The organism is Paenibacillus sp. FSL M7-0802 (assembly GCF_038004945.1).
Lineage (GTDB): Bacteria > Bacillota > Bacilli > Paenibacillales > Paenibacillaceae > Paenibacillus > Paenibacillus polymyxa_B.
On record NZ_JBBOSD010000001.1, the window covers coordinates 4647215 to 4666999 of the forward strand.

15 protein-coding genes are annotated in these 19785 nt (G+C 43.6%); 13 read left to right on the forward strand and 2 right to left on the reverse strand.

Features of this window, described 5'->3' with window-relative positions; genetic code table 11:
- The first annotated feature begins 8 nt into the window (after positions 1-8).
- Both MHB54_RS21315 and MHB54_RS21320 read left to right on the forward strand, forming a co-directional pair.
- Positions 9-2801, forward strand: coding sequence for an alpha-mannosidase (locus MHB54_RS21315; protein ID WP_340981948.1), 2793 nt, complete (start codon positions 9-11; stop codon positions 2799-2801).
- A 383-nt stretch (positions 2802-3184) separates the two neighbouring features.
- Positions 3185-4930, forward strand: a complete 1746-nt coding sequence (locus MHB54_RS21320) for a methyl-accepting chemotaxis protein (RefSeq protein WP_053325855.1) — start codon at positions 3185-3187, stop codon at positions 4928-4930.
- Between the two features lie 112 nt (positions 4931-5042).
- Here the strand turns inward: MHB54_RS21320 and MHB54_RS21325 are convergent, their stop codons facing one another.
- The gene (locus MHB54_RS21325) at positions 5043-5612 is read right to left on the reverse strand and encodes a DUF1697 domain-containing protein (RefSeq protein ID WP_023989662.1); all 570 of its coding nucleotides are present in this window, start codon (positions 5610-5612) and stop codon (positions 5043-5045) included.
- 34 nt (positions 5613-5646) lie between these two features.
- Complete coding sequence (locus MHB54_RS21330) at positions 5647-6297, reverse strand: hypothetical protein (protein WP_076157350.1); 651 nt, start codon at positions 6295-6297, stop codon at positions 5647-5649.
- A gap of 211 nt (positions 6298-6508) precedes the next feature.
- On the opposite strand from MHB54_RS21330, the gene MHB54_RS21335 reads away from it, so the two are divergent.
- The 11 genes from MHB54_RS21335 (at position 6509) to MHB54_RS21385 (ending at position 19712) form a co-directional block, all read left to right on the forward strand.
- Positions 6509-7501, forward strand: a complete 993-nt coding sequence (locus tag MHB54_RS21335; RefSeq protein WP_340981952.1) for a hypothetical protein — start codon at positions 6509-6511, stop codon at positions 7499-7501.
- A gap of 2 nt (positions 7502-7503) precedes the next feature.
- Positions 7504-8589, forward strand: coding sequence for a hypothetical protein (locus MHB54_RS21340; protein ID WP_076157343.1), 1086 nt, complete (start codon positions 7504-7506; stop codon positions 8587-8589).
- An 81-nt stretch (positions 8590-8670) separates the two neighbouring features.
- On the forward strand, positions 8671-9627 hold the full coding sequence (locus tag MHB54_RS21345; protein WP_076157659.1) for an ADP-ribosylglycohydrolase family protein: 957 nt from the start codon (positions 8671-8673) through the stop codon (positions 9625-9627).
- Positions 9628-9788: 161 nt separating this feature from the next.
- Positions 9789-10709 (forward strand): hypothetical protein, encoded by a 921-nt coding sequence (locus MHB54_RS21350; RefSeq protein WP_076157340.1) that lies wholly within the window; start codon positions 9789-9791, stop codon positions 10707-10709.
- Positions 10710-10929: 220 nt separating this feature from the next.
- The gene (locus MHB54_RS21355) at positions 10930-13317 is read left to right on the forward strand and encodes a polyprenyl synthetase family protein (RefSeq protein WP_076157336.1); all 2388 of its coding nucleotides are present in this window, start codon (positions 10930-10932) and stop codon (positions 13315-13317) included.
- A gap of 146 nt (positions 13318-13463) precedes the next feature.
- The gene (locus MHB54_RS21360) at positions 13464-14003 is read left to right on the forward strand and encodes a CueP family metal-binding protein (RefSeq protein WP_053325849.1); all 540 of its coding nucleotides are present in this window, start codon (positions 13464-13466) and stop codon (positions 14001-14003) included.
- Between the two features lie 284 nt (positions 14004-14287).
- On the forward strand, positions 14288-16351 hold the full coding sequence (locus tag MHB54_RS21365) for a methyl-accepting chemotaxis protein (protein WP_076157332.1): 2064 nt from the start codon (positions 14288-14290) through the stop codon (positions 16349-16351).
- Between the two features lie 218 nt (positions 16352-16569).
- Positions 16570-17709 carry a tyrosine-type recombinase/integrase gene (locus MHB54_RS21370; RefSeq protein WP_076157328.1) on the forward strand — a complete coding sequence of 380 codons (1140 nt, stop codon included), beginning with the start codon at positions 16570-16572 and terminating at the stop codon, positions 17707-17709.
- Between the two features lie 132 nt (positions 17710-17841).
- A complete protein-coding gene (locus MHB54_RS21375; RefSeq protein WP_338532679.1) occupies positions 17842-18513 on the forward strand; it encodes a hypothetical protein in 672 nt (223 codons plus the stop codon).
- A 147-nt stretch (positions 18514-18660) separates the two neighbouring features.
- Positions 18661-19056 (forward strand): contact-dependent growth inhibition system immunity protein, encoded by a 396-nt coding sequence (locus MHB54_RS21380; protein WP_340981962.1) that lies wholly within the window; start codon positions 18661-18663, stop codon positions 19054-19056.
- A gap of 188 nt (positions 19057-19244) precedes the next feature.
- Positions 19245-19712 carry a hypothetical protein gene (locus tag MHB54_RS21385; RefSeq protein ID WP_076157324.1) on the forward strand — a complete coding sequence of 156 codons (468 nt, stop codon included), beginning with the start codon at positions 19245-19247 and terminating at the stop codon, positions 19710-19712.
- Positions 19713-19785: the final 73 nt, after the last annotated feature.

Sequence of the window (19785 nt, forward strand, 5' to 3'; positions counted from 1 at the left end):
GATATACAATGAGCGAGCAAAGGGATGAATCAACCAACAATCAAGCGATAAGCAGGGAAGTAGACACATACACGGGTAGCAAGACGACAGCACATATTATTTCGCATACCCACTGGGATCGGGAGTGGTATTTACCTTATGAGAAGCACCATATGCGCCTGATTAGCCTGATGGATTCTCTACTGGATAAGCTGGAGCAGGACCCGGATTATAAAAGCTTTTATCTGGACGGGCAGACGATCATTCTGGAGGATTATCTACAGGTTCGCCCCGAGCATAAGGAACGGCTGGAGCAGCATATTCGCAATGGTCGTATTTTTATCGGACCCTGGTACATTTTGCAGGATGCTTTTCTGACCAGCGGCGAAGCCAATGTACGTAATATGCAGATCGGGCACCGCGATGCTGAACGTTACGGCAATCCGTCCAAGATCGGATACTTCCCCGATACGTTTGGTCTGGTTGGGCAGACTCCGCAGTTAATGCTACAGTCGGGGATTACGAATGTTTTCTTCGGAAGGGGCGTAAAGCCCACAGGGTTTAACAATACAGTGTCGGATAGAGGCTACGAGTCCTCCTTTTCGGAACTGTTATGGACGGGGCCAGACGGATCGGAGGTACTCGGTATTTTATTCGCTAACTGGTATTCTAACGGCAATGAGGTTCCGGTAGATGAGGCGGAAGCCAAGGTTTATTGGAAGCGTAAACTGGATGATGCGCAAAAATATGCTTCAACTGGCGAGCTGCTGTTCATGAACGGATGCGATCATCAGCCTTTGCAGCTTGATTTACCGGAAGCAATCCGTACGGCACAGAAGCTTTATCCGGATATGGAGTTTATTCATTCCAATTTCAACGATTATCTGACCTCTCTGAAACGGGCTTCCCAAAGGCAACTCTCGTCAGTGAAGGGAGAGTTTCGCAGTCAGCGCACGGACGGCTGGGGAACGCTGGTGAATACGGCTTCTGCCCGGGTGTATTTGAAACAGATGAACCAGTTGGGACAAGTGATGCTGGAAAAAGTGGCTGAGCCGCTTGCAACCTTCGCGCATCTGTTGGGGCAGGCTTACCCTCACCATTTGTTCACCTATGCCTGGAAAACACTGATGCAGAACCATCCGCATGACAGTATTTGCGGCTGTAGTGTGGACGAGGTGCACCGTGAGATGGTGACCCGGTTTGATAAGAGCCGTCATGTAGCCGAGAGCATTGTGGATGAAAGCATTGAAGTCATTGCGCAAGCAGTGGATACGACGGGCTTCAGTCGCTTTGGAGAAGATGCGTTGCCACTCGTGATTTTTAATACGTCAGGATGGGAACGCAGTGGTATAGTGTCGGCAGAACTGGAAGTGGTGCGTCTGTACTTCCGTGAAGGATACACGCTTGAGGAGGCCTCTCATCGAGCGAAGAAAGTGGATCTTTCCGGGCGCGTACTGGTGGACAGTGAAGGGTGTCCGGTGGCATGCAAGGTGGAGGACCTCGGGCTACAGTTCGGTTATGATTTGCCGGATGATCGATTCCGCCAGCCTTACATGTCTCGTCGGGTTCGCCTTACCTTTGAGGTAGAACGTGTGCCCCTGCTAGGCTTAAAAACCTATGCTTGGCTGAGAAGCAATGTCGAGACTGACTCCTCTTCACTTTTTCAAGGCAGTCGAAGTATGGAAAATGATTTGCTTCACGTCGAAATTGCGGATAACGGCTCTTTTACCCTGAGGGATAAGCGTACAGGCTGCAGCTACAAAGACCTTGGCGTATATGAAAATGTTGGTGATATCGGCAACGAGTATATGTTCAGACAGCCCGAGGGAGAGCAGGCGCTGACCACCGAAGATTTGATCGCTGACATCCGTGTGCTTGAAGATACACCTTTTCTCGCATCCTTGGAGATTATCCATCATTGGGAAATACCGGCCTCTGCGGATGAAACGCTGGGGCAGGAGCAGCGAGAGCTAGTTTATTATCCGTATCGTCAGGCTCAGCGCTCCCGACAGACTGTTCCGCTGACGATACGGACTGTCATTTCTTTATCTCGGAACAGCAGGGGTGTTTCCATGGAAACCACCTTCAACAACCAAGCCAAGGATCACCGACTACGCGCGCTGTTTCCGACAGAAATACACTCTGGTCAGCATCGGGTGGACTCCATGTTTGAAATTGCAATCCGGGACAATGAACCCTCACCTGAGTGGGAAAACCCAAGCAACACACAGCATCAGCAGGCGTTTGTGGATGTAAGCGGGGAACAAACCGGTCTGACCGTGGCCAATCTCGGGTTGAATGAATATGAAGTGCTGCGTGATGGACGTAACACGATTGCAGTAACGCTGCTTCGCTCAGTTGGCGAGCTGGGTGATTGGGGATGGTTCCCGACGCCGGAAGCGCAATGTCCAAGTGAGCATACCGCCCGTCTGGAAATCATTCCACATGATGGCGACGGTATTCAGTCCGGCGCGTATAGAGAAGCCTATCAATACCAAATTCCTTGGATTGTAAAACAAACGGGGATTCATGAGGGTACAGTTGCTCCAGATTATGCGCCGTTTGATTGGAAAAGCACGGAGCTTGCCTTTTCCTCTATGAAAATGAATGAGCTGTCGGGGGATGTGCTGTTACGCTGGTACAATATGAGTCATAGTATGGCCGAATTAATTATCAAGCCCAGGACGCAACAGTACGATTTTTATAAAAGTAATATCCTCGAAGAACAAGGAGAAGACATCGTAATGGATTCTTCTGATGAGTTACTTCAGTCTGTAAAGCCGCATGAAATTATCACACTAGGTTTTAAATTGAAGACTTAATAATAAAGAGAAGAAGGCCATAGCAATAGGATAATATACCCCGATGGAATAACTTATCATCGGGGCTTGTTATCATATGGCTAAAAGTAAATAGTAGATAGGTTTAGCAAATTCTTTAAGCCCATGAGCATCAAAATTTTTGAGTTACATAGCAAGTCCAACTATGAAGTTGCCTATTATAATATTCTTTATTTTTGCATCACTGTTATCTTACTTATAAATTTAAGCGCTTTCTACCGATATATATAAATATAGATATCATCACGTTCTGTGATCTGCTTCATTGTGTTGTTTGGAGGGCAATGTCAAGGAGACCGAGCGGAAACTCGTGAAAGTTGAGAGCAGCGTGAACTATTATCCATAGACGATCTGGAGGGGTTTGGATGAGTAACAAGCTATCAGACAGGACTAAAAAAGGGAAGGGTTTTAGAGATTTAAAGGTTACGACAACGATGATCTCCATGATTGTAATCAGCTTAGTGGGTTTACTCATTGTATCGTTGGTAGGGGTTATCGGTATGTATCAAGCTAAAGAGGGTCAAGGTATTTTGTATGTGGATCGCTTTCAACACCAAACGAATATTCTTGAAGTCAAAAGTGATTTCTATAATATGCGGGCTAATTATACAAAAATACTCGACAATAAGGAGTACACAGATAAACAGTATAAGCAGGTGCAGAAAGGAAAAGATAGCGTTACAACCGGACTAAATGAATTCTCACAAAGGAATTTGGATGCTAAGGAACAGAAAATGTACGAGGAACTACGGGGGAGTATAGACACATATTATCAGGATATTGAGCAAATCATGGCAGTCAAAAAAAATAGCGGAACGTATGACACGGAAGAGAGAGGCCGGATTAATAAATCCAGTACGGCAATTGTTACGATGCTGACTACGATTTCAGATTATAACAATGAGCAATCCGCCAACTTATATCAAAATACGCAAAATGAGATTAAAATGCGTACAATTGTTTTGATCACAGTTCTGGCCCTCGTGCTGGCTATTCTTATCACCATCTCCTTTGCGGCCATTCGAAATATCCGTTTCCGGATGAGTACAATTACGAAATACTGTGAGGAGATTACCCAAGGAAATTTAACGGCAGCACTTGATCCTGCCTTGCTTAAAGGAAATAATGAGATCGCTGTGATTGCGCGTGCCATTCAACAAATGACAGATTCAACCTCAATGGTCATTACGGGGGTTATCAAAGAGTCACGCCAAATTAACCAACTGAGTGATCAGACGAATCATAATATGACAGATCTCAATGAGCGGATTAGAGATGTATCTGCCACGGTCGAACAGCTGTCAGCAGCTATGGAAGAGACTTCGGCATACACCGAAAATATGAACCATTCGGCGGAAGAAATGCAGCGGGCAGCAGAGTACATTTCGGTCAAAACTCAAGAAAGAGCTCAGTCTGCCCATGATACAAGTGTAAAAGCCGAAACATTGAAGCATGCGGCAAGTGAATCCAATAAAGCGGCCAAGGAAATTTACCGGAAGGCCAATGAAAAGATGAAGGAAGCGCTAGAACGAGCCAAGGCCGTAGACCAAATTCGTTTACTTTCTCAGTCCATCTTAGAAATTACGGCACAAACCAATTTGCTGGCTCTAAATGCATCCATTGAAGCGGCTCGTGCGGGTGAGTCAGGTCGAGGGTTTGCGGTTGTGGCTAACGAGATTCGCAAGTTGGCAGACGGCTCCAAACACGCGGTAGACCAAATTCAGAGTGTTACTCAAGAAGTTGTGCAATCGGTAGAGAATTTAACTACTAATGCCGAAGAATTACTGCACTTCCTGCAAGCCCAGGTAGGCAAGGATTATCAGCTGCTTGAGGATACAGCAGGACAATATTACAATGATGCCGTGGAGCATACGAACACGGTCAATGATTTGAACGCCACCTCTAAGCAGGTGAATGCAACCATCCAAACGATGGTGAGAGCGATTCATGAGATTGCAACAGCCAGCGAACAGTCCGCTATATCCACTCAGCACATTGCAGAGAATATGGTTTCATCGACGGAGAAATCTCTTGAAGTGGCACACCAGTCTGATCAGGTGAAGGGAAGCGCTGCCCGACTGAATGAACTGGTCGAAGGCTTTAAAATTTAACGAGACAATATATAAAGACTAGGGAAAACTTTACATCGAAGAAAAACAGTTGGGGAGCCCTAAAAAGGCTCCTTTTTAAGTTTACCCTTCCAACGTTGCTTTTGGATTACAGTCAAGAACTCGTATCCTGCAACTCTTCCTGTTCAGCCATTTGCATCAGCTTATAAATCTGACGAGTTGTGTTCACATTCCGCACCGTCATTTGCTGATACAGCTTGGTTCCGACTAATTTCGTTAACCCGCTTTTTGTGACTTGTTCTTTGCTGACAGAGTACAGAACGGCCCCGGTCGTATATATTACATGGCCTATTCCCGGTTTCAAAGGAAGCTTGTCCAGAACGGAAATATCGTTAATTTCATCCCACAGAAACATTACATCACTTTTCATCTGTGTATCATTAGACCATTCATTCGGCAGTGCCTCCATAATGCTCTGAATCTCTTTCATATTACGGACGATGACGCGGATGGGTAAGCTAAAATCCTCCAGAATCGCCTGTTCCAATATGAGTGAAAGCTCCTGGTTAGACTGGGTCTGACTAGAAAAAATAATGTTTCCAGAATTAATGTAAGTTGTCACATGCCCCATACCTGCATTTTCAAACGTTTGCTTGAGCCTCTTCATCTCGATCTTGTTGTTGCCGCCAACATTGATGCCCCGCAGTAATGCGATATAGATCATAAAAAGTCCCACCTCTCTTCAAAAAAAAGGATTTCTAACAAAGGGATAGGTATTCCATTAAATACGTGGTTTGATTTTCGCTCAACAGCGGATGCAGCAGCGGTTTTACGTGCTCGATATATTCTGCTTTGGTTTCGTAGGTCTCCTCATCTTTCAATTCTCCCTTAAAGGTACAGGCACCTTCAATCAGGATGGAGAGAGCCGTAAAGAAGTTAGCTAAAGAGTCAGCAATCTGCTGCGGGACACCGCCTTCGAATGCAGCATATACAGGGGAACCGAGTGCGCTAGTATCGACAATGACTGGATCGTCATTAAAAGTGGCAATCACGACATGATGGGGCGGCCACGAAGAAGATTCTTGGACAAGCTCACCAGATGTAATCCAGCGATAGCCCAGCTGTTGGCGATACAGATGTTCTGGTGCGGCAAAAAAGAGAACCGCGGCATCCCCGATTTCAACTGCTGCATTTTTTAATTTGTGTGTTCCCGCTGCCTTGGCATCGATCATTTCATAATGGCTATACAGGTACTTAAGCTCAGGGGATACAGGAATCTGACTGTCCCAGCAATCTGCTAGTTTCTCCATCCGGGGCTGGATGTCGTGGTTTTGGAACAGCCCGTAGGCTTCATTATATAAGTTTTGTTGTTGTACAAAACGGGCCAGAGCTTCGCTTAGCTGTTTCATAGGTTGTCATTCCTTTCTAATCGTAGGCTATGATTTCCGACATCACGTTTTACTTCTATCGTAAAGATATCATAATATAGATATGGAGAACATATGTTTCTGTAATTGTGCCGCCTTGCCAGTCTATCCAGATTAATTTTACAATATAGGAGTTCGAAAATGTTTTGTACTTAGTTTAATATGCTCAGGCTTACTTGTAAGGAGGATAAGCATGTCATTTTCTAAAATATACGATTACAAATTAAGAGCTTATTTTAATGAGCGTATTTCTGATTTAAGTCATGAATATCTATTTTATTCTTATCCCGATCAAGAACAAAATTTAAGAATATTAACCCTGAATATAAACGAGCTGGATTATGTTTCTCTAGTGCGATGGCATGATCTGTTTGACAGGTCGCTATTAACAAAAATGGATGATGTCATTCGAAGCGAACTGGATGCTGAACGCCTGATTCGATTGCTTTCGTTCATTTTTAATGTTTTTGATATACATAAAGATGTTGCTTATAGGAGAAAAAACGTATTTTGTTTTTATTATCAATATCAAGTTTCACATCTAAGAGAGAGAGGCAATGAATTCACGTTTGCTCAGGACAGACTACTTTTCCTCCAACATCTTTTATTTGAACTGGGTTTAGGTGACGACATTTATGATCGTCTAACGATTGAAAATAATAGGATCATGTACAGAATGGAAGACGCACAATATTATGATCTGCACATTCTTATTAACATTTTGCATGAACATATTAACAAAAGTAAGATGGATATGGATACACAAGCAGCGCTGGAAAAAATAAAATTTTTACAAGGCCAATGGGTTAACTTCATACTGGGTAGTCATGATGTATATGATTTTCCATTCGATGATTTCAACAAGCCGTTTGTAGAAGCAACGATGTTTATACAAGCCTATAACTCTAATAAAAATAGGGTATTAGAGGTGCTGATCGACTGTATAAATGAGCATCAATCTCCAACAGAGCAGTTCATTTCCAACTTGATCTTGATGAATTACTCCTATTTTGTTCTCAAAAGTAATCCTAGCGAAATTACATATCTTAAGTTGTTTTGCAAGAAAAAACCGGGAGTTTTTATGAAAATATTAACTGCATTGCTTGAAATCAGATTTTTTGTCGATAAAGCAAGCTTCACAAATGCGGGTATAGATTATTATTTATCAAGAATAAAAGGGGTTTAATGATGCCATTCCATCACGTTTCTTTACCTGATTTACCACCGTCTATCGGACGCCTTACAGCCATTCATCCACTACAGGGCGACTCTCAGGAAAGCATAACCCTGCTGGCACTAAACACACAAGCAGAACTGTGGAGACTAGAACTTCGCTCTGGCAGCGCAGAATTGTGCACACGTATTTGTATTCCTGATTTTAATCCCATGCAACCTGTCCAAATGGTTACCAGTTCTGACGGCAGCTACGTAGCTATCTCCAATCGTTTTGGACGGCATGCGGCAGTTTATGATTTAGTCCATGCTCAAGAAAAAATGCAATTATCACGGGACGAATATCACTACGATAAAAGTATGTTTCCCCTGGCATTTGTACACCAAGATGGTGCATGCATTCTTGTTCATGGGACGGAATGGAACCGGCTTGACCTGACGGATATAGAAACAGGCATGCTTTTGACAGCAAGGCCTACCCCTGTTTATAACAGCGACAGCAAAAATGAACATTATCTAGATTATTTTCATGGGAGGCTGCTGATTTCACCAGGGGGAAAGTGGATTGCGGATACGGGATGGGTGTGGGCTCCGATTGGAGTGGTCCGAACTTGGTCGTTATCGGATTGGCTGCTGAATCCATGGGAATCGGAGAAGGGGCCGTCGGTTCGCGATCTTTGGCAAACCATAGATTGGGATGGGCCAGTGTGCTGGACAGGACCCGATACATTGGCGGTTTGGGGACAGATGGATGCTGATTTACTGGAGGAGGAAGATTGGGGAGAGGAAGGAGTTGAACCGGCTGTTGTCCTATTCGATATGACCCAGCCAGGGTACCGACGTGTGCTTCCAGCGATTCCATCTCTAAATTGTGAGCCTGTTGAAGACGGGACTTTTCCTTTTCCCCAAGCGGATATGGCCATTTGTGGTGACCGATTATTCTTATGGGGAAAAGGAGTCTCGCTTCAGGTATGGCGGCTTTCAAGCGGTGTGCGGGAATATGTAGATACGGAGCGGTTTCCACTCGTTTACCATCAAGAAGCAGGAATTTTCATTGAATTGAAACCGGATAGCCGCTGTAAAGCCTTAAGCTACGAATAAATGGCAGTGTCGGGCTTCCTTCCTGGCGAGATGGGAAAATATGCGGTAGTTATTACATTTGAAAAGGGGCGTAAAACCAAAATGGCACTTATCAAGGATCGTTTTTTGGGATGCCTGGTTGGGCTGGCCGTGGGCGATGCTTTGGGAACCACTGTGGAATTCAGCAGTCCAGGTACATTTGAACCTGTAACGGATATCGTGGGCGGCGGTGTCTTTGGGTTAAAGCCGGGCCAGTGGACGGACGATACGTCGATGGCGCTCTGCTTGGCCGAGAGTATGGTGCGAAAAGATGGCTTTGATCCGGCAGATCAAATGCGCCGATACACCAATTGGTACCACTTGGGATATATGAGCAGCACGGGAACGTGCTTTGATATCGGTGGTGCAACGAGAGCAGCACTGCATCGCTTCGAAGCTACCGGAGATCCGTACAGTGGGTCCGTTGACCCCATGACTGCCGGCAATGGCTCTATTATGAGGCTTGCACCTGTAGCTATGGCCTATGCGAACCGTCCGGAAGAGGCGGTGATGTATGCTGAGATGAGCTCACGAACCACCCATGGAGCAGTCGAAAGTGTGGAGGCCTGTGCTGTGCTTGCTCCAATCCTTGTGGCAGGTCTGCGGGGAGAGGACAAAGAAACCATGTTATCACCCGACGTTTGCTATAAGTGGCGGCGGCAGGAACAGCCAGCTTATTCGACAGCTATTGAAGAAATCATTCAGGGATCTTACCAGCATAAAGAGCCGCCTGAAATACAAGGAACCGGGTATGTCATTCGTTCCCTTGAGGCTGCGTTGTGGGCATTCCACCATTCGAATTCATTTGAAGAGGGGGCACTGCTGGCGGTGAATCTGGGGGATGACGCCGATACAACCGGGGCGGTGTACGGGCAGATTGCAGGAGCTTATTACGGGCTAAGCGGTATCCCGAGTCACTGGCGCGAGAAGCTGGCGATGAAGGAGACGATAGATGAGCTGACTGAGGCTTTATGGCATAAGGTCGAGAAGGATCAAACACTCCAAGGGGAACATCTATAAAGATCAAGCTGGGCTGCTTTTCTTATGAAGCAGAGCCCAGCTTGTTTTTTTGTTTGCTATATCGCCATACTTCCGCCCTACTCAGCAACATGCCGTTATGACAAAATGAGTTCAATACAAATAACACTTCACTTTATTGACCTTTCAGAGGAGGAACTACCTTGTCACATCCACATAAACAGCTTCATTCATTTGTTGATATTTCCAACGACATAAAAGGATTTGAGATCGTTTCGACTCAATTTGGCCCTGATGGGCGCGTGTATATTTTGCTGATTGATAAAGCCCCAGAACGAGTGCGGGGGATGTTCACGCCTGCCTCTCTTAAAGACAGACATACTTACAAGGTACTCATCCTAGACGATCACATCGAAGAAGTGTGTGTGGAGGGGCAGCAGTTCAACTATCATTATGTACAGCCTCTAAAAAATCATTTGTTACTCGTCGGAGCACGGTGCCATTATTACGGACCTGGTCAATACGATCTAAATGGTAAAATCCTTGATTATGAAGGTCATACCGTCAATGAGATGTTGCTTGGAGACGGCATCCAGAGTGTTCAGGTAACAGAAGAAGGTACGATCTGGACCAGTTATTTTGACGAAGGTATATTTGGCAATTATGGTTGGGTTGAGCCTGTTGGGTCCTCCGGTCTTGTCGCCTGGAATGAAAAGGGAGATAAAATATATGAGAACCAAGCAGCAGCCATTGATGATTGCTATGCATTAAACGTAGTCAGCGAACAGGAAATCTGGTTTTATTACTATTCAGACTTTTCATTAGGACGTATTTCCGGTAGTGACCACACGAATATTACGTTAATGAATCCGAGGATTTCTGGCTGCTCTGGGGTGGCTACAGATGGATATCACTTTTTATTCGATGGCGGGTATGGAAAGAGTGGACAATATGTCCTGAAAAAGAATGTGAAGCCAGGTAGTTTGAGCAAAGGGCAAAACATCCGTTTTTTAAATGACGATCAAGAGTTTCTTCAGCCGCACGAACAGGATTTCAGAAAAAACCGCCTGCTGCTCCGTGAAGGTTCTCTGTTGTACCAGGTGGCGATAGAAGAGTTATTATAAAAACCCACGTCAGACGTGGGTTTTTTTGTTGATTGGAAGTAATTTGAGCCTATATTCTTGTTTTAAATTCATGGATATTGCCAAAGAGGGGGTATCGATAAGCAACATGATAATTTCGTAACCTTACAGTTTTTTTTCCGTATAAAGATAAAAACATGATCCAAGTTCGTTCCCTCAGGGAGAAATGCAACCATGTTTAACAAAATGAGAAGTTGAGGTAATGCATTATATGAATGAAAAATTACAAGCCAATACAGGATATCAGCTGGCTGAGCGGAAGGCGATTCAGTATTTTGCATTACTGTATGATCAGGTCTTAGACAAATCTTATGTGACCACCCTGACAGAAGACATTCAAAAGTGGAAAAAAAATCATATTCATCATTCCTCATGGTTATCCTTTTTTTCACGGAGAAAGAGAAAACCTGATACTCGGGACTATAATAGATACATTCAATGGCTGAATTATACAGGCAAATTGGATGATTATCTGGACCGAAGTGTCTCCTATATTTATATGAGGGACCTAGGCAAAGCTCTGAATTCTCCTGACACACATACCCGGATTCAGCGTGTCATTGCAGACGTAAAAAAACACTTGATCCAATCCACCAGTGCAAACGGGGGAGACCAACCGGAATTTATGAATTTGGCCGGGGTGTATCGGTGGGCCCAGAGGGAAGGTATAGAAACCGCGATAATTTGGGTGATCAACAAACTTAGGTCCGTATCCTCCCATATTCCCATGGAGATGGATGCCGAGCAAGCCCAGCGCAAACTGATTAAGATCATTATCGGGGTTATTCTGCATGTGATGGAAGAAATGGACGATACAGTGTTGCCTGTGGAACGTGCTCGCAGACTTGATGAAGCCATCAGGCTTGGGTACTCCTATGGTCTAACCTATCCTTTCATTGATGATCTTCTCGATTCCCAGGTTTTGACGGTTGAAGAAAAAGAACAATATTCCCGTATGATACGTGCCGCGCTTCTTAGTGGATCTGTGCCTGAGTTGGGCGATTGGACCGGAAATCATATGGAGTTGATTCAATACATACATTCGGAGCTCTCGGATGCATTTGAGTATATTAAGGAACATCAGCGGCCAGACACACAGCAAACATTTTTCGAGCAGTCCTATGTTTTTTTTCATGCTCAAGATATTGACCGTGTTAAGGACCTAACGCGAGTTACTTATACCAATGAAGAGCTTTATATACCCGTTATTTTGAAGTCCTCTTCGTCCCGATTGATTGTCCGTTCCGTGATTAGTGTTCCTGCGGATGAGGGTTTTGAGCAACGAACATTCTTTTATGGCATCTATAACCAGCTTGCTGATGATTTTGCGGATATGGTTGACGATATGAGAGACGGTGCGGTAACACCCTATACCTACTATTTAAAATATCATCATCAGAGACCTGATCTTATCAATCCCTTTGAATTATACTGGGCGGTTATTTCCTATTTGATCCATAACGTATATGACTCCGATACCATGGCTCGTGAGGTGATACTGGATCGTGCAATGAATGGACTCAAACGTTATAAAGAACGTGTAGGTATTGAAAAGTATAATGAAACGATGGAGATCTTTGCATCCGGAAATCCGGAATTTAATAATCTCATTCAGAAGATGGTACAAAAAGCGGATGATGTAGATTTCTTAGATAAGCTGCTTCGGGACCAGATGATTACCCATCTGAAAAACGATGCGAGGGAAAAGGAAGACTTTTTCAATACGGTCAAAATGGTCCGTGAGCAGATTAACAACCAATTGAAAATTACCAAGCCTCAAGGGATTCCGGCCATGAAAGAACAGCTTATTGAGGCTGCAAATTACAGTCTCGAAGGGGACGGGAAGCGGATACGGCCTATATTGACTTGGGTCATGGGCGTGAACGAATATGGATTAGATGCATCGGCAATCGTGCCTCTTCTGAGATCACTGGAGTATATGCATACCGCATCCCTGATCTTTGATGATCTTCCTTCCCAGGATAATGCGTCTACTCGTAGAGGGCGTCAGACCTTGCATCAGGTGCACAATAGCGCTACCGCGGAATTAACCGGTCTGTATCTGATCCAGAAGGCGATTGGGGAACAATCGTCACTTGACCAGTTCAATGCTGAAACGGTGCTTGCTTTGATACAATACTCGGCCCAGAAAGCAGAAGATATGTGTATGGGGCAGGCGATGGATCTGGATTCCAAAGGAAAGGCACTGACCTTGAAGCAGCTGAATATGGTGTGCTTTTACAAAACAGGAGTGGCGTTTGAGGCTTGTCTGGTTATGCCAGCCATGCTTGCACAGGTCAAGGAGTCGGAAATTGCTGCTTTGAAGAAATTTGCCTATCATATGGGGATTGCTTTTCAGATTAAAGATGATTTGCTTGATGTGGAAGGAGATATGCTCTTACTCGGAAAACCTGTTGGCCAAGATTCTGATAATAACAATTCGAATTTCGTGTCCATCCTTGGTCTTGAAGGTGCCAGTAAAGAGATGTGGGAACACTATTGCCTCGCGATGGAAGCATTGGAAGAAATCCCACGTAATATTGCTTTTCTGAAGCACTTAATACATTATGTCGTGAACAGGGACCGTTAAAAACGAGTGTACCCCAATGCTCCACAAGAGTAATAGGGTATTTTTACGTTGAATGTGAATATCTGGTGACTTCAGCACCCCATTTTGCCCATTATGGTGCATTCTCCCTTATAATAATACAAAATAGACGAGGAGATGAACTCCAGATGAAAAAAGGAATCTTGGTCGCTTCAGGGTTGGTTGTTGCCGCATTGGGGACGTACCTAATTGCAGGAAATATTCAGAGAGAAGGAGCGGAAAAGCTCGGGACAACAGATATCAAGCAATTGGTGCATGATATCAGTGCAGGCAAGGCAACAGCCCAGTCCGCTTCCATTAATTCCAGTCAGTTGATTGTCACAGGGGACGATACTCAGACCATGAATTATGATTTGCCTGACAACGAGTTTTTTGTTTCGATTGCACCATATGTGGAACAGACCCACCCTTGTGCAACTCATAGTCTAACGGGCTGCCAAGGCGAAATAAAAAACGGAGCGTTCAATGTGACCGTTCACGACTCCGAAGGGAAAGTCATCATGGAGAATGCCGCCATGAAATCACAATCCAATGGTTTTATTGATCTATGGCTACCGAGGGATAAAACATACCGCATTAGCGTGAATCATGAAGGTAAAACGGCTGAAACTGAATTCTCTACATATGAGAAAAACGATACGTGTATCACAACGATGCAGTTGGGTTAACGACGGAGGATGAGGGTTGAGCTTACGGATCGCTGAAACGCTCTAAATCCGCAAAACTCTGCGTTCTCATATACAGCTTTTAGTAAAGAGCCTACGTCTGACGGAGGCTCTTTGTGCTGTCCTAATCTTTTGCTGGAGTTACCGAACAGGTTGGGAGGGAATCTATGAGGAATCAGATAGCGAAACTTTAAATTGTGTATACTAAAAACCTATTAAAACAACTGCAAACTTCCGACATATTATCTAAGAGCTTTTCGCTCAATATTCCTCGGGGAGATGGCAGCATGTCACAAAATATTAAGAAGCGCGTAGTTAGATCATCCAGCATCGCCAACACATTGGCCATGGTCTTGTTAGTCATTATCGTTGTCGTCTTTGCAACCTTGGGGACGTTCATGTTTGCAAGCACGCAAAGCATACTTGTCAAGCAGCAAGAGGCCATGCTCCAGACCAAGACGCAGGCCGTTGTCACTCAATTCGATGCGTTGTTTAAGGAAAAGGGATCGCTTGTCAAACAAATGTCAACGAACAATCTTTTTAAGCAATATTTAGAAACCACCCCATCGGCAGAAATGGTGAAAACTTCTCCTTATGCTGCGGAAACAGTAGCGATTCTGGCAGCCATTGTAAAGGCAGAGCCATCTTTTGCCGACGCCTGGATTGCAGGAATATCTGGTAAAGGCTTCTTTCTTCAGAATGATGGTGTTGCTTCTAAACCGGATTTTGATATTCATACACGCCCATACTTCAAGCCAGCTGTTGAAGCAGACGGTTTATACTACTCAGAACCCTATAAGGACGTCAATTCGGGTAATGTGCTCATGGGCATTTTCTATCCGATTAAAGATAGCAGTAACCAATTAATCGGATTTGCTGCTGTCGATATTGCTTTCAAAGACATCCCTGCCGTTATGCAAAGCTATTCGCTTGGAAGCACAGGTTATTCGATTCTTGCGTCCAAAACAGGTGATATTTTGTATCACCCCGATCAAAATAAAGTGCTGAAAGAAAAGATTAACGAAAGCACAGGTGATCTTGGGGAGATTGGAAAGAAAATGATTGCTGGTGAGTCCGGAGTACAGCTAATTAATGATAATGGGGAACCTCGTTATATTGGGTATGCAACCAGTAAAGATACGGGGTGGTCTGTAGGCTTAACCATTTCTGAAGAAGAGGTGCTCACAGAATTAAAAACCTTTACCTGGCTTACCATTGGCGGTTTTGCGGCAGCCACCATCCTGCTTGTTGTGATTTGTTATATAACGCTCCGTTATCTGTTGAGATCAATCCCGAAATTGCTTGCAAAAATCAAGCTGATTGAAAATGGAGATTTGACCGTTCAGTTTGATACGCAATCCAACAATGAAATCGGGCAAATTTCTCAAGGGATTTACAATATGGTTCAAAAAATTCAAGGCATGCTCCAAATGGTGGGCGGCTCAGCTCAAGTCTTGAATCAGTCTTCTCATGATTTGCAATCCATTTCTTCCAGAACCGCGATCACGATGAATGATACTGCGACAGCAATTAATGAAATTGCCAATGCAACGAACTACCAATCCATCGAAACGGATAACATTTTACAAAAAACTGGTGCATTATCCGGCCAAATTGACGAAATTGCCAATGATGCCAAAGCCATTGAAACGATGGTACAAATCTCTGCTGAGCAAAGCGGACAGGGGCTTGCGGTAGTAGATCAGTTATCCAGATGGGCGGAAGAAAATCACAATTCCACACAAGCGATGTCGTCTATTATTCAGGAGATTGATCTGAGCCGTCATGAGATTTCCAGCATCGTCGATACGGTCAACCAAATTGCAACGCAGACCAACCTGCTGGCGCTCAATGCTTCCATTGAAGCTGCACGTGCAGGAGAACAGGGCAAAGGGTTTGCTGTTGTTGCCGGGGAGGTTCGCAAGCTGGCTGAGCAGACTGCACTGGCGACACAGGAAATCTACAAGAAGGTCCGTGTCATCGAAGAAAAAACCAGTGTATCAGTTGAGCATACGGTTCACGGTCTGAAAATTGCAGAAGAAAACGCGAGATCGGTGGAGGACACGAAGCAAGTATTCTTTAGCATTAACAAGGATTTGGAAGATTTGAAATTGCGAATGATCCAGATCAGCACGAACACTTCCAAAGTCCACAAGCACAAAGATGAGATTTTACAGGCGTTGGAGATCATCTCTTCTACCACAGAAGAGAATTCCGCTTCAACCGAAGAGGTTAGCGCCAGCACGCAGGAACAATTGGAAAGCTTCGGACAGGTTGCTGAACTATCCAAACAATTAAACCAATTGTCCAATAAGCTTCAAGACGAATTAAAACAGTTCAAGGTTGAGTAACATGGTAGGTGGAGGCGATGCTATGGTATGATGTGACGGAGGAACTGGACAAGTAAAGGTAAGACATTTTATGATAATGTAAATTGGACTTAATGGATCAATAAATTACTCTGAAAGAATCAGGGGCTTAAGATGAATATCCATCTTAAGTCCTTTTTTTTGTACAAAATTGGATTTCCAATTTTTTGAACGGCTGATATACTAAGGAGGCAAGTGAGATGAAGATAAACCTACTTTATCGGGATGAAAAAACGATCGGCGTACGGTTGGAGCGATACGGAGTCAAGGAGCGAGAAGGGATTCGATCCATACCGAGCAGGAAATGGGTTCCAGACGAAAAAATATGGACCATTCCTTACAGTATCTCGGCTGTAGAAAGCATGTTGGAAGCGTATCGGAGCTGCAAGTTCGAGTGCGACGAGCGCTTGAATAAAGAGCTGCCGTTCATCCGGGAATGGCTGGATCGGCGGGACACGCAGGCTATTGCGGTTCCCTCTTCTTCGGAACGAGGTGAATGGAATCCGGATCAGCGGAAAGAATTGCGCGATGCATTGGTAGCAAGGGGCTACAGCAGCAAGACGATAAAAGCATACATATCGCAAACGGAACGCTTTTTTGCCGGATTGCAAGGGACCGAAGCAAGCATAAATGATGCGGTGGTGCAAAAATATGCGCTGGTGCTGCTCGAAAAAGGTCTTTCGCACGCTTATGTTAACCAAGCGATCAGTGCGTTGAAATTTTATTTTCGCCATGTGCTAAAGCAGCCCAAATCCTCCGCCTATGTTCGTCCGAAAAAGGAGAGTAAACTACCGGATGTGCTAACCCTGAATGAGGTCATGCGTCTGTTGAAAGTAGTGAAAAATCTAAAGCATAAGGCTATTCTGTACCTGACGTATACATCCGGGCTGCGGGTAAGCGAAGTGGTGAGGTTGCGTCTTGAAGACTGCGACCGTGAACGGAAAGTACTGAAAGTTCGTCAGGGAAAGGGCAGAAAGGATCGGCAAACGCTGCTATCCGAAGCGGCTTTTGCGGTGGTCGAGCAGTATATAGGGGTGGAGCAGCCAGCAGACTGGCTGTTTCCTGGGCAGAGGGAAGGCCGCCACCTGACGGAACGTTCAGCGCAGAAAGTGTTTGAAAAAGCGCTGGCTGAGGCGGGCATTCGCAAACAGGTGAGTATCCATTCGCTAAGGCATTCCTTTGCGACCCACTTGCTGGAGAATGGGATTGATCTTCGCTATATTCAGGAACTGCTAGGGCATCAGAGTGTGCGAACGACGGAGCGGTATACACATGTGAGCAGGCGGGACATTGGGCGGATTCAAAGTCCGTTGGATCGGATGAGCGGGCAGGAGGATTGAAACGCAGAAAGTGCCGGAATAAGGAGAAAAGTGCAGGATTCACGAAGTTCGTGAATATGACGAAGAGAACATTTTTTCTGAAGTTCGTAAATAAGACGTTAAGTGAAATCATAACAAGTGAGGGCTAATTAAATGTATGATAATGAAGATTCAGAACAACTGGAAAAAAAAATCTTAGATATTTTGTATCCAAATTTAATTAGTAATTTATTAATTAACGACCTTATTGATACAGCTCGGCTAGATGATAAAGAATATATTCGGAAAGTAATATCTGAGAACTTACACTTGATAGATGAGATGAAAATACAGGTAACAGAGTATCATTCATTTATTGAAGGAATGAAATCGGAAATAGATCAATCAAGGTTGAAGACTGCTGTAGTGCTTGGTGGAACTTGTATAGAACATATAATGAATCACTTTTATCAAGATGTGTTGCCTCTTCTTTTTGACTTAGATCAAGGAGAAATAAATAAAGTGATTGGTTCGCTAAAACTTCCAGATAAAATTGGGTGGTTTTACAAAATTACTACAAAAGTAGGTTTACCTAAAGAACTTGTAAATAAAATACTTGAAATAATTTCTTTAAGAAATAAAGTTGTTCATTTTCAGGCAGTGCCAGAAATAATAGACACGAATAGCGGAAGTTATCAAAAGCTAAATAGCGTTGTTCAATCATTTGACGTCTCATCAATTATCACAACTATTAAAGAACTTGAGACAGAGCTAGAAAAAGTTGTAAAAGATTTATGGCCTGAAATTAACATAGCAAACGATATATTTGAAAGATTTTTTAGTTAATCATTAATGACTTCACTTAACAAAATATTCACGCTGCGGACATTCGTCCTTGACCCGGCATTCGCCGGACACCCAGCATACGCTGGGTCGTGAATACAAAAACGTTATGTGACATACCGGAAACCATTTATTTAAGAGGGTGAAGCCATGCAAAAAATAGATCTAACCAAAACCCTTGAAGAACTTGAAGGAAAATATTGGGGCGAACCGAATTTTGCTTCTTCATTAGTGATCCAAGTACATCGATTAAGGAAGAAACCTCTTTGTGAATTGAATAATGAAGATTTAAGACTTTTGATTGGGCAACAAATGAATCTAGATTTTCTTTTACCTCTAGCCTTAGAGCAATTAATACAGAACCCATTCGGATCAGGAGATTTATATATCGGAGATTTATTTTGTTCGATACTCAAAGTGGAGAAAGAATATTGGAAAGAACATAAAGAGTTGAAGAACGAATTGGATGAAGTGATTAGAACCTATGAAGAAGCGAGAAAGACATTAGAAGAGCACATAAGTAAATACAGAAGCGATCATTTGTAAGTAGATTCAAGAAGCCCGGTACACCACATAACATAATATTCACGCTGCGGGCATACGCCCTGGGTACGGCATTCGCCGGACACCCGACATACGTCGGGTCGTGAATACAGGAACGTTATAGGATATCAGCAAACACACAAAGAGAACTTGTTTTATTTAACATATTTTTTTTGAGGAGAAGTGATTGAGTGAATAAAGACATTCTACTTGAATGGGACAGTAAGCATAGTGCGATGAAACGCACCAAAGAAAATTACTGGAAAACCTATAGGAAGTGGCGTGACGAGGACAAAAGCGATTATCATGATACTTTTATGGGAAAGTTATATGATGAATTTATAAGTCTTGAAGAGCGTGCTATATACCTAAAATATAGTTTTAATACAACAGAAGCAGTGGTATTTTGCTCGATTAATATCTTTTACATAGAAGAGCAAATAGGAACTTATGATATAGAGTTCTTTTTGAACGGTGAGATCGCTGATGATTACCTGGATTTTGGAGACGTATTACTTAAAGATCGGATGATTAAAGTAAAGTATAATTTGAAGACTGCAAGAAGCGCTTTAAAACTGGGATTTGAAGTATCAGACATCTTGAAAATCACAGAAATCCCACTCAAATATATAGAAATATTAAAAGAAAAATATAGTTGATATAAAGGGAATGGTACAAGAGGGATAAGTGATTCGAAGAAGCTGCTGACATCCTATAACATAATATTCACGC

Bases quoted from the DNA above. Each gene is read 5' to 3' on its own strand.
- MHB54_RS21345 (WP_076157659.1), top strand. From the start codon at position 8,671: ATGGCACTTATCAAGGATCGTTTTTTGGGATGCCTGGTTGGGCTGGCC.
- MHB54_RS21370 (WP_076157328.1), top strand. From the start codon at position 16,570: ATGAAGATAAACCTACTTTATCGGGATGAAAAAACGATCGGCGTACGG.
- MHB54_RS21340 (WP_076157343.1), top strand. From the start codon at position 7,504: ATGCCATTCCATCACGTTTCTTTACCTGATTTACCACCGTCTATCGGA.
- MHB54_RS21375 (WP_338532679.1), top strand. From the start codon at position 17,842: ATGTATGATAATGAAGATTCAGAACAACTGGAAAAAAAAATCTTAGAT.
- MHB54_RS21380 (WP_340981962.1), top strand. From the start codon at position 18,661: ATGCAAAAAATAGATCTAACCAAAACCCTTGAAGAACTTGAAGGAAAA.
- MHB54_RS21365 (WP_076157332.1), top strand. From the start codon at position 14,288: ATGTCACAAAATATTAAGAAGCGCGTAGTTAGATCATCCAGCATCGCC.
- MHB54_RS21335 (WP_340981952.1), top strand. From the start codon at position 6,509: ATGTCATTTTCTAAAATATACGATTACAAATTAAGAGCTTATTTTAAT.
- MHB54_RS21355 (WP_076157336.1), top strand. From the start codon at position 10,930: ATGCATTATATGAATGAAAAATTACAAGCCAATACAGGATATCAGCTG.
- MHB54_RS21315 (WP_340981948.1), top strand. From the start codon at position 9: ATGAGCGAGCAAAGGGATGAATCAACCAACAATCAAGCGATAAGCAGG.
- MHB54_RS21320 (WP_053325855.1), top strand. From the start codon at position 3,185: ATGAGTAACAAGCTATCAGACAGGACTAAAAAAGGGAAGGGTTTTAGA.
- MHB54_RS21360 (WP_053325849.1), top strand. From the start codon at position 13,464: ATGAAAAAAGGAATCTTGGTCGCTTCAGGGTTGGTTGTTGCCGCATTG.
- MHB54_RS21330 (WP_076157350.1), bottom strand. From the start codon at position 6,297: ATGAAACAGCTAAGCGAAGCTCTGGCCCGTTTTGTACAACAACAAAAC.
- MHB54_RS21325 (WP_023989662.1), bottom strand. From the start codon at position 5,612: ATGATCTATATCGCATTACTGCGGGGCATCAATGTTGGCGGCAACAAC.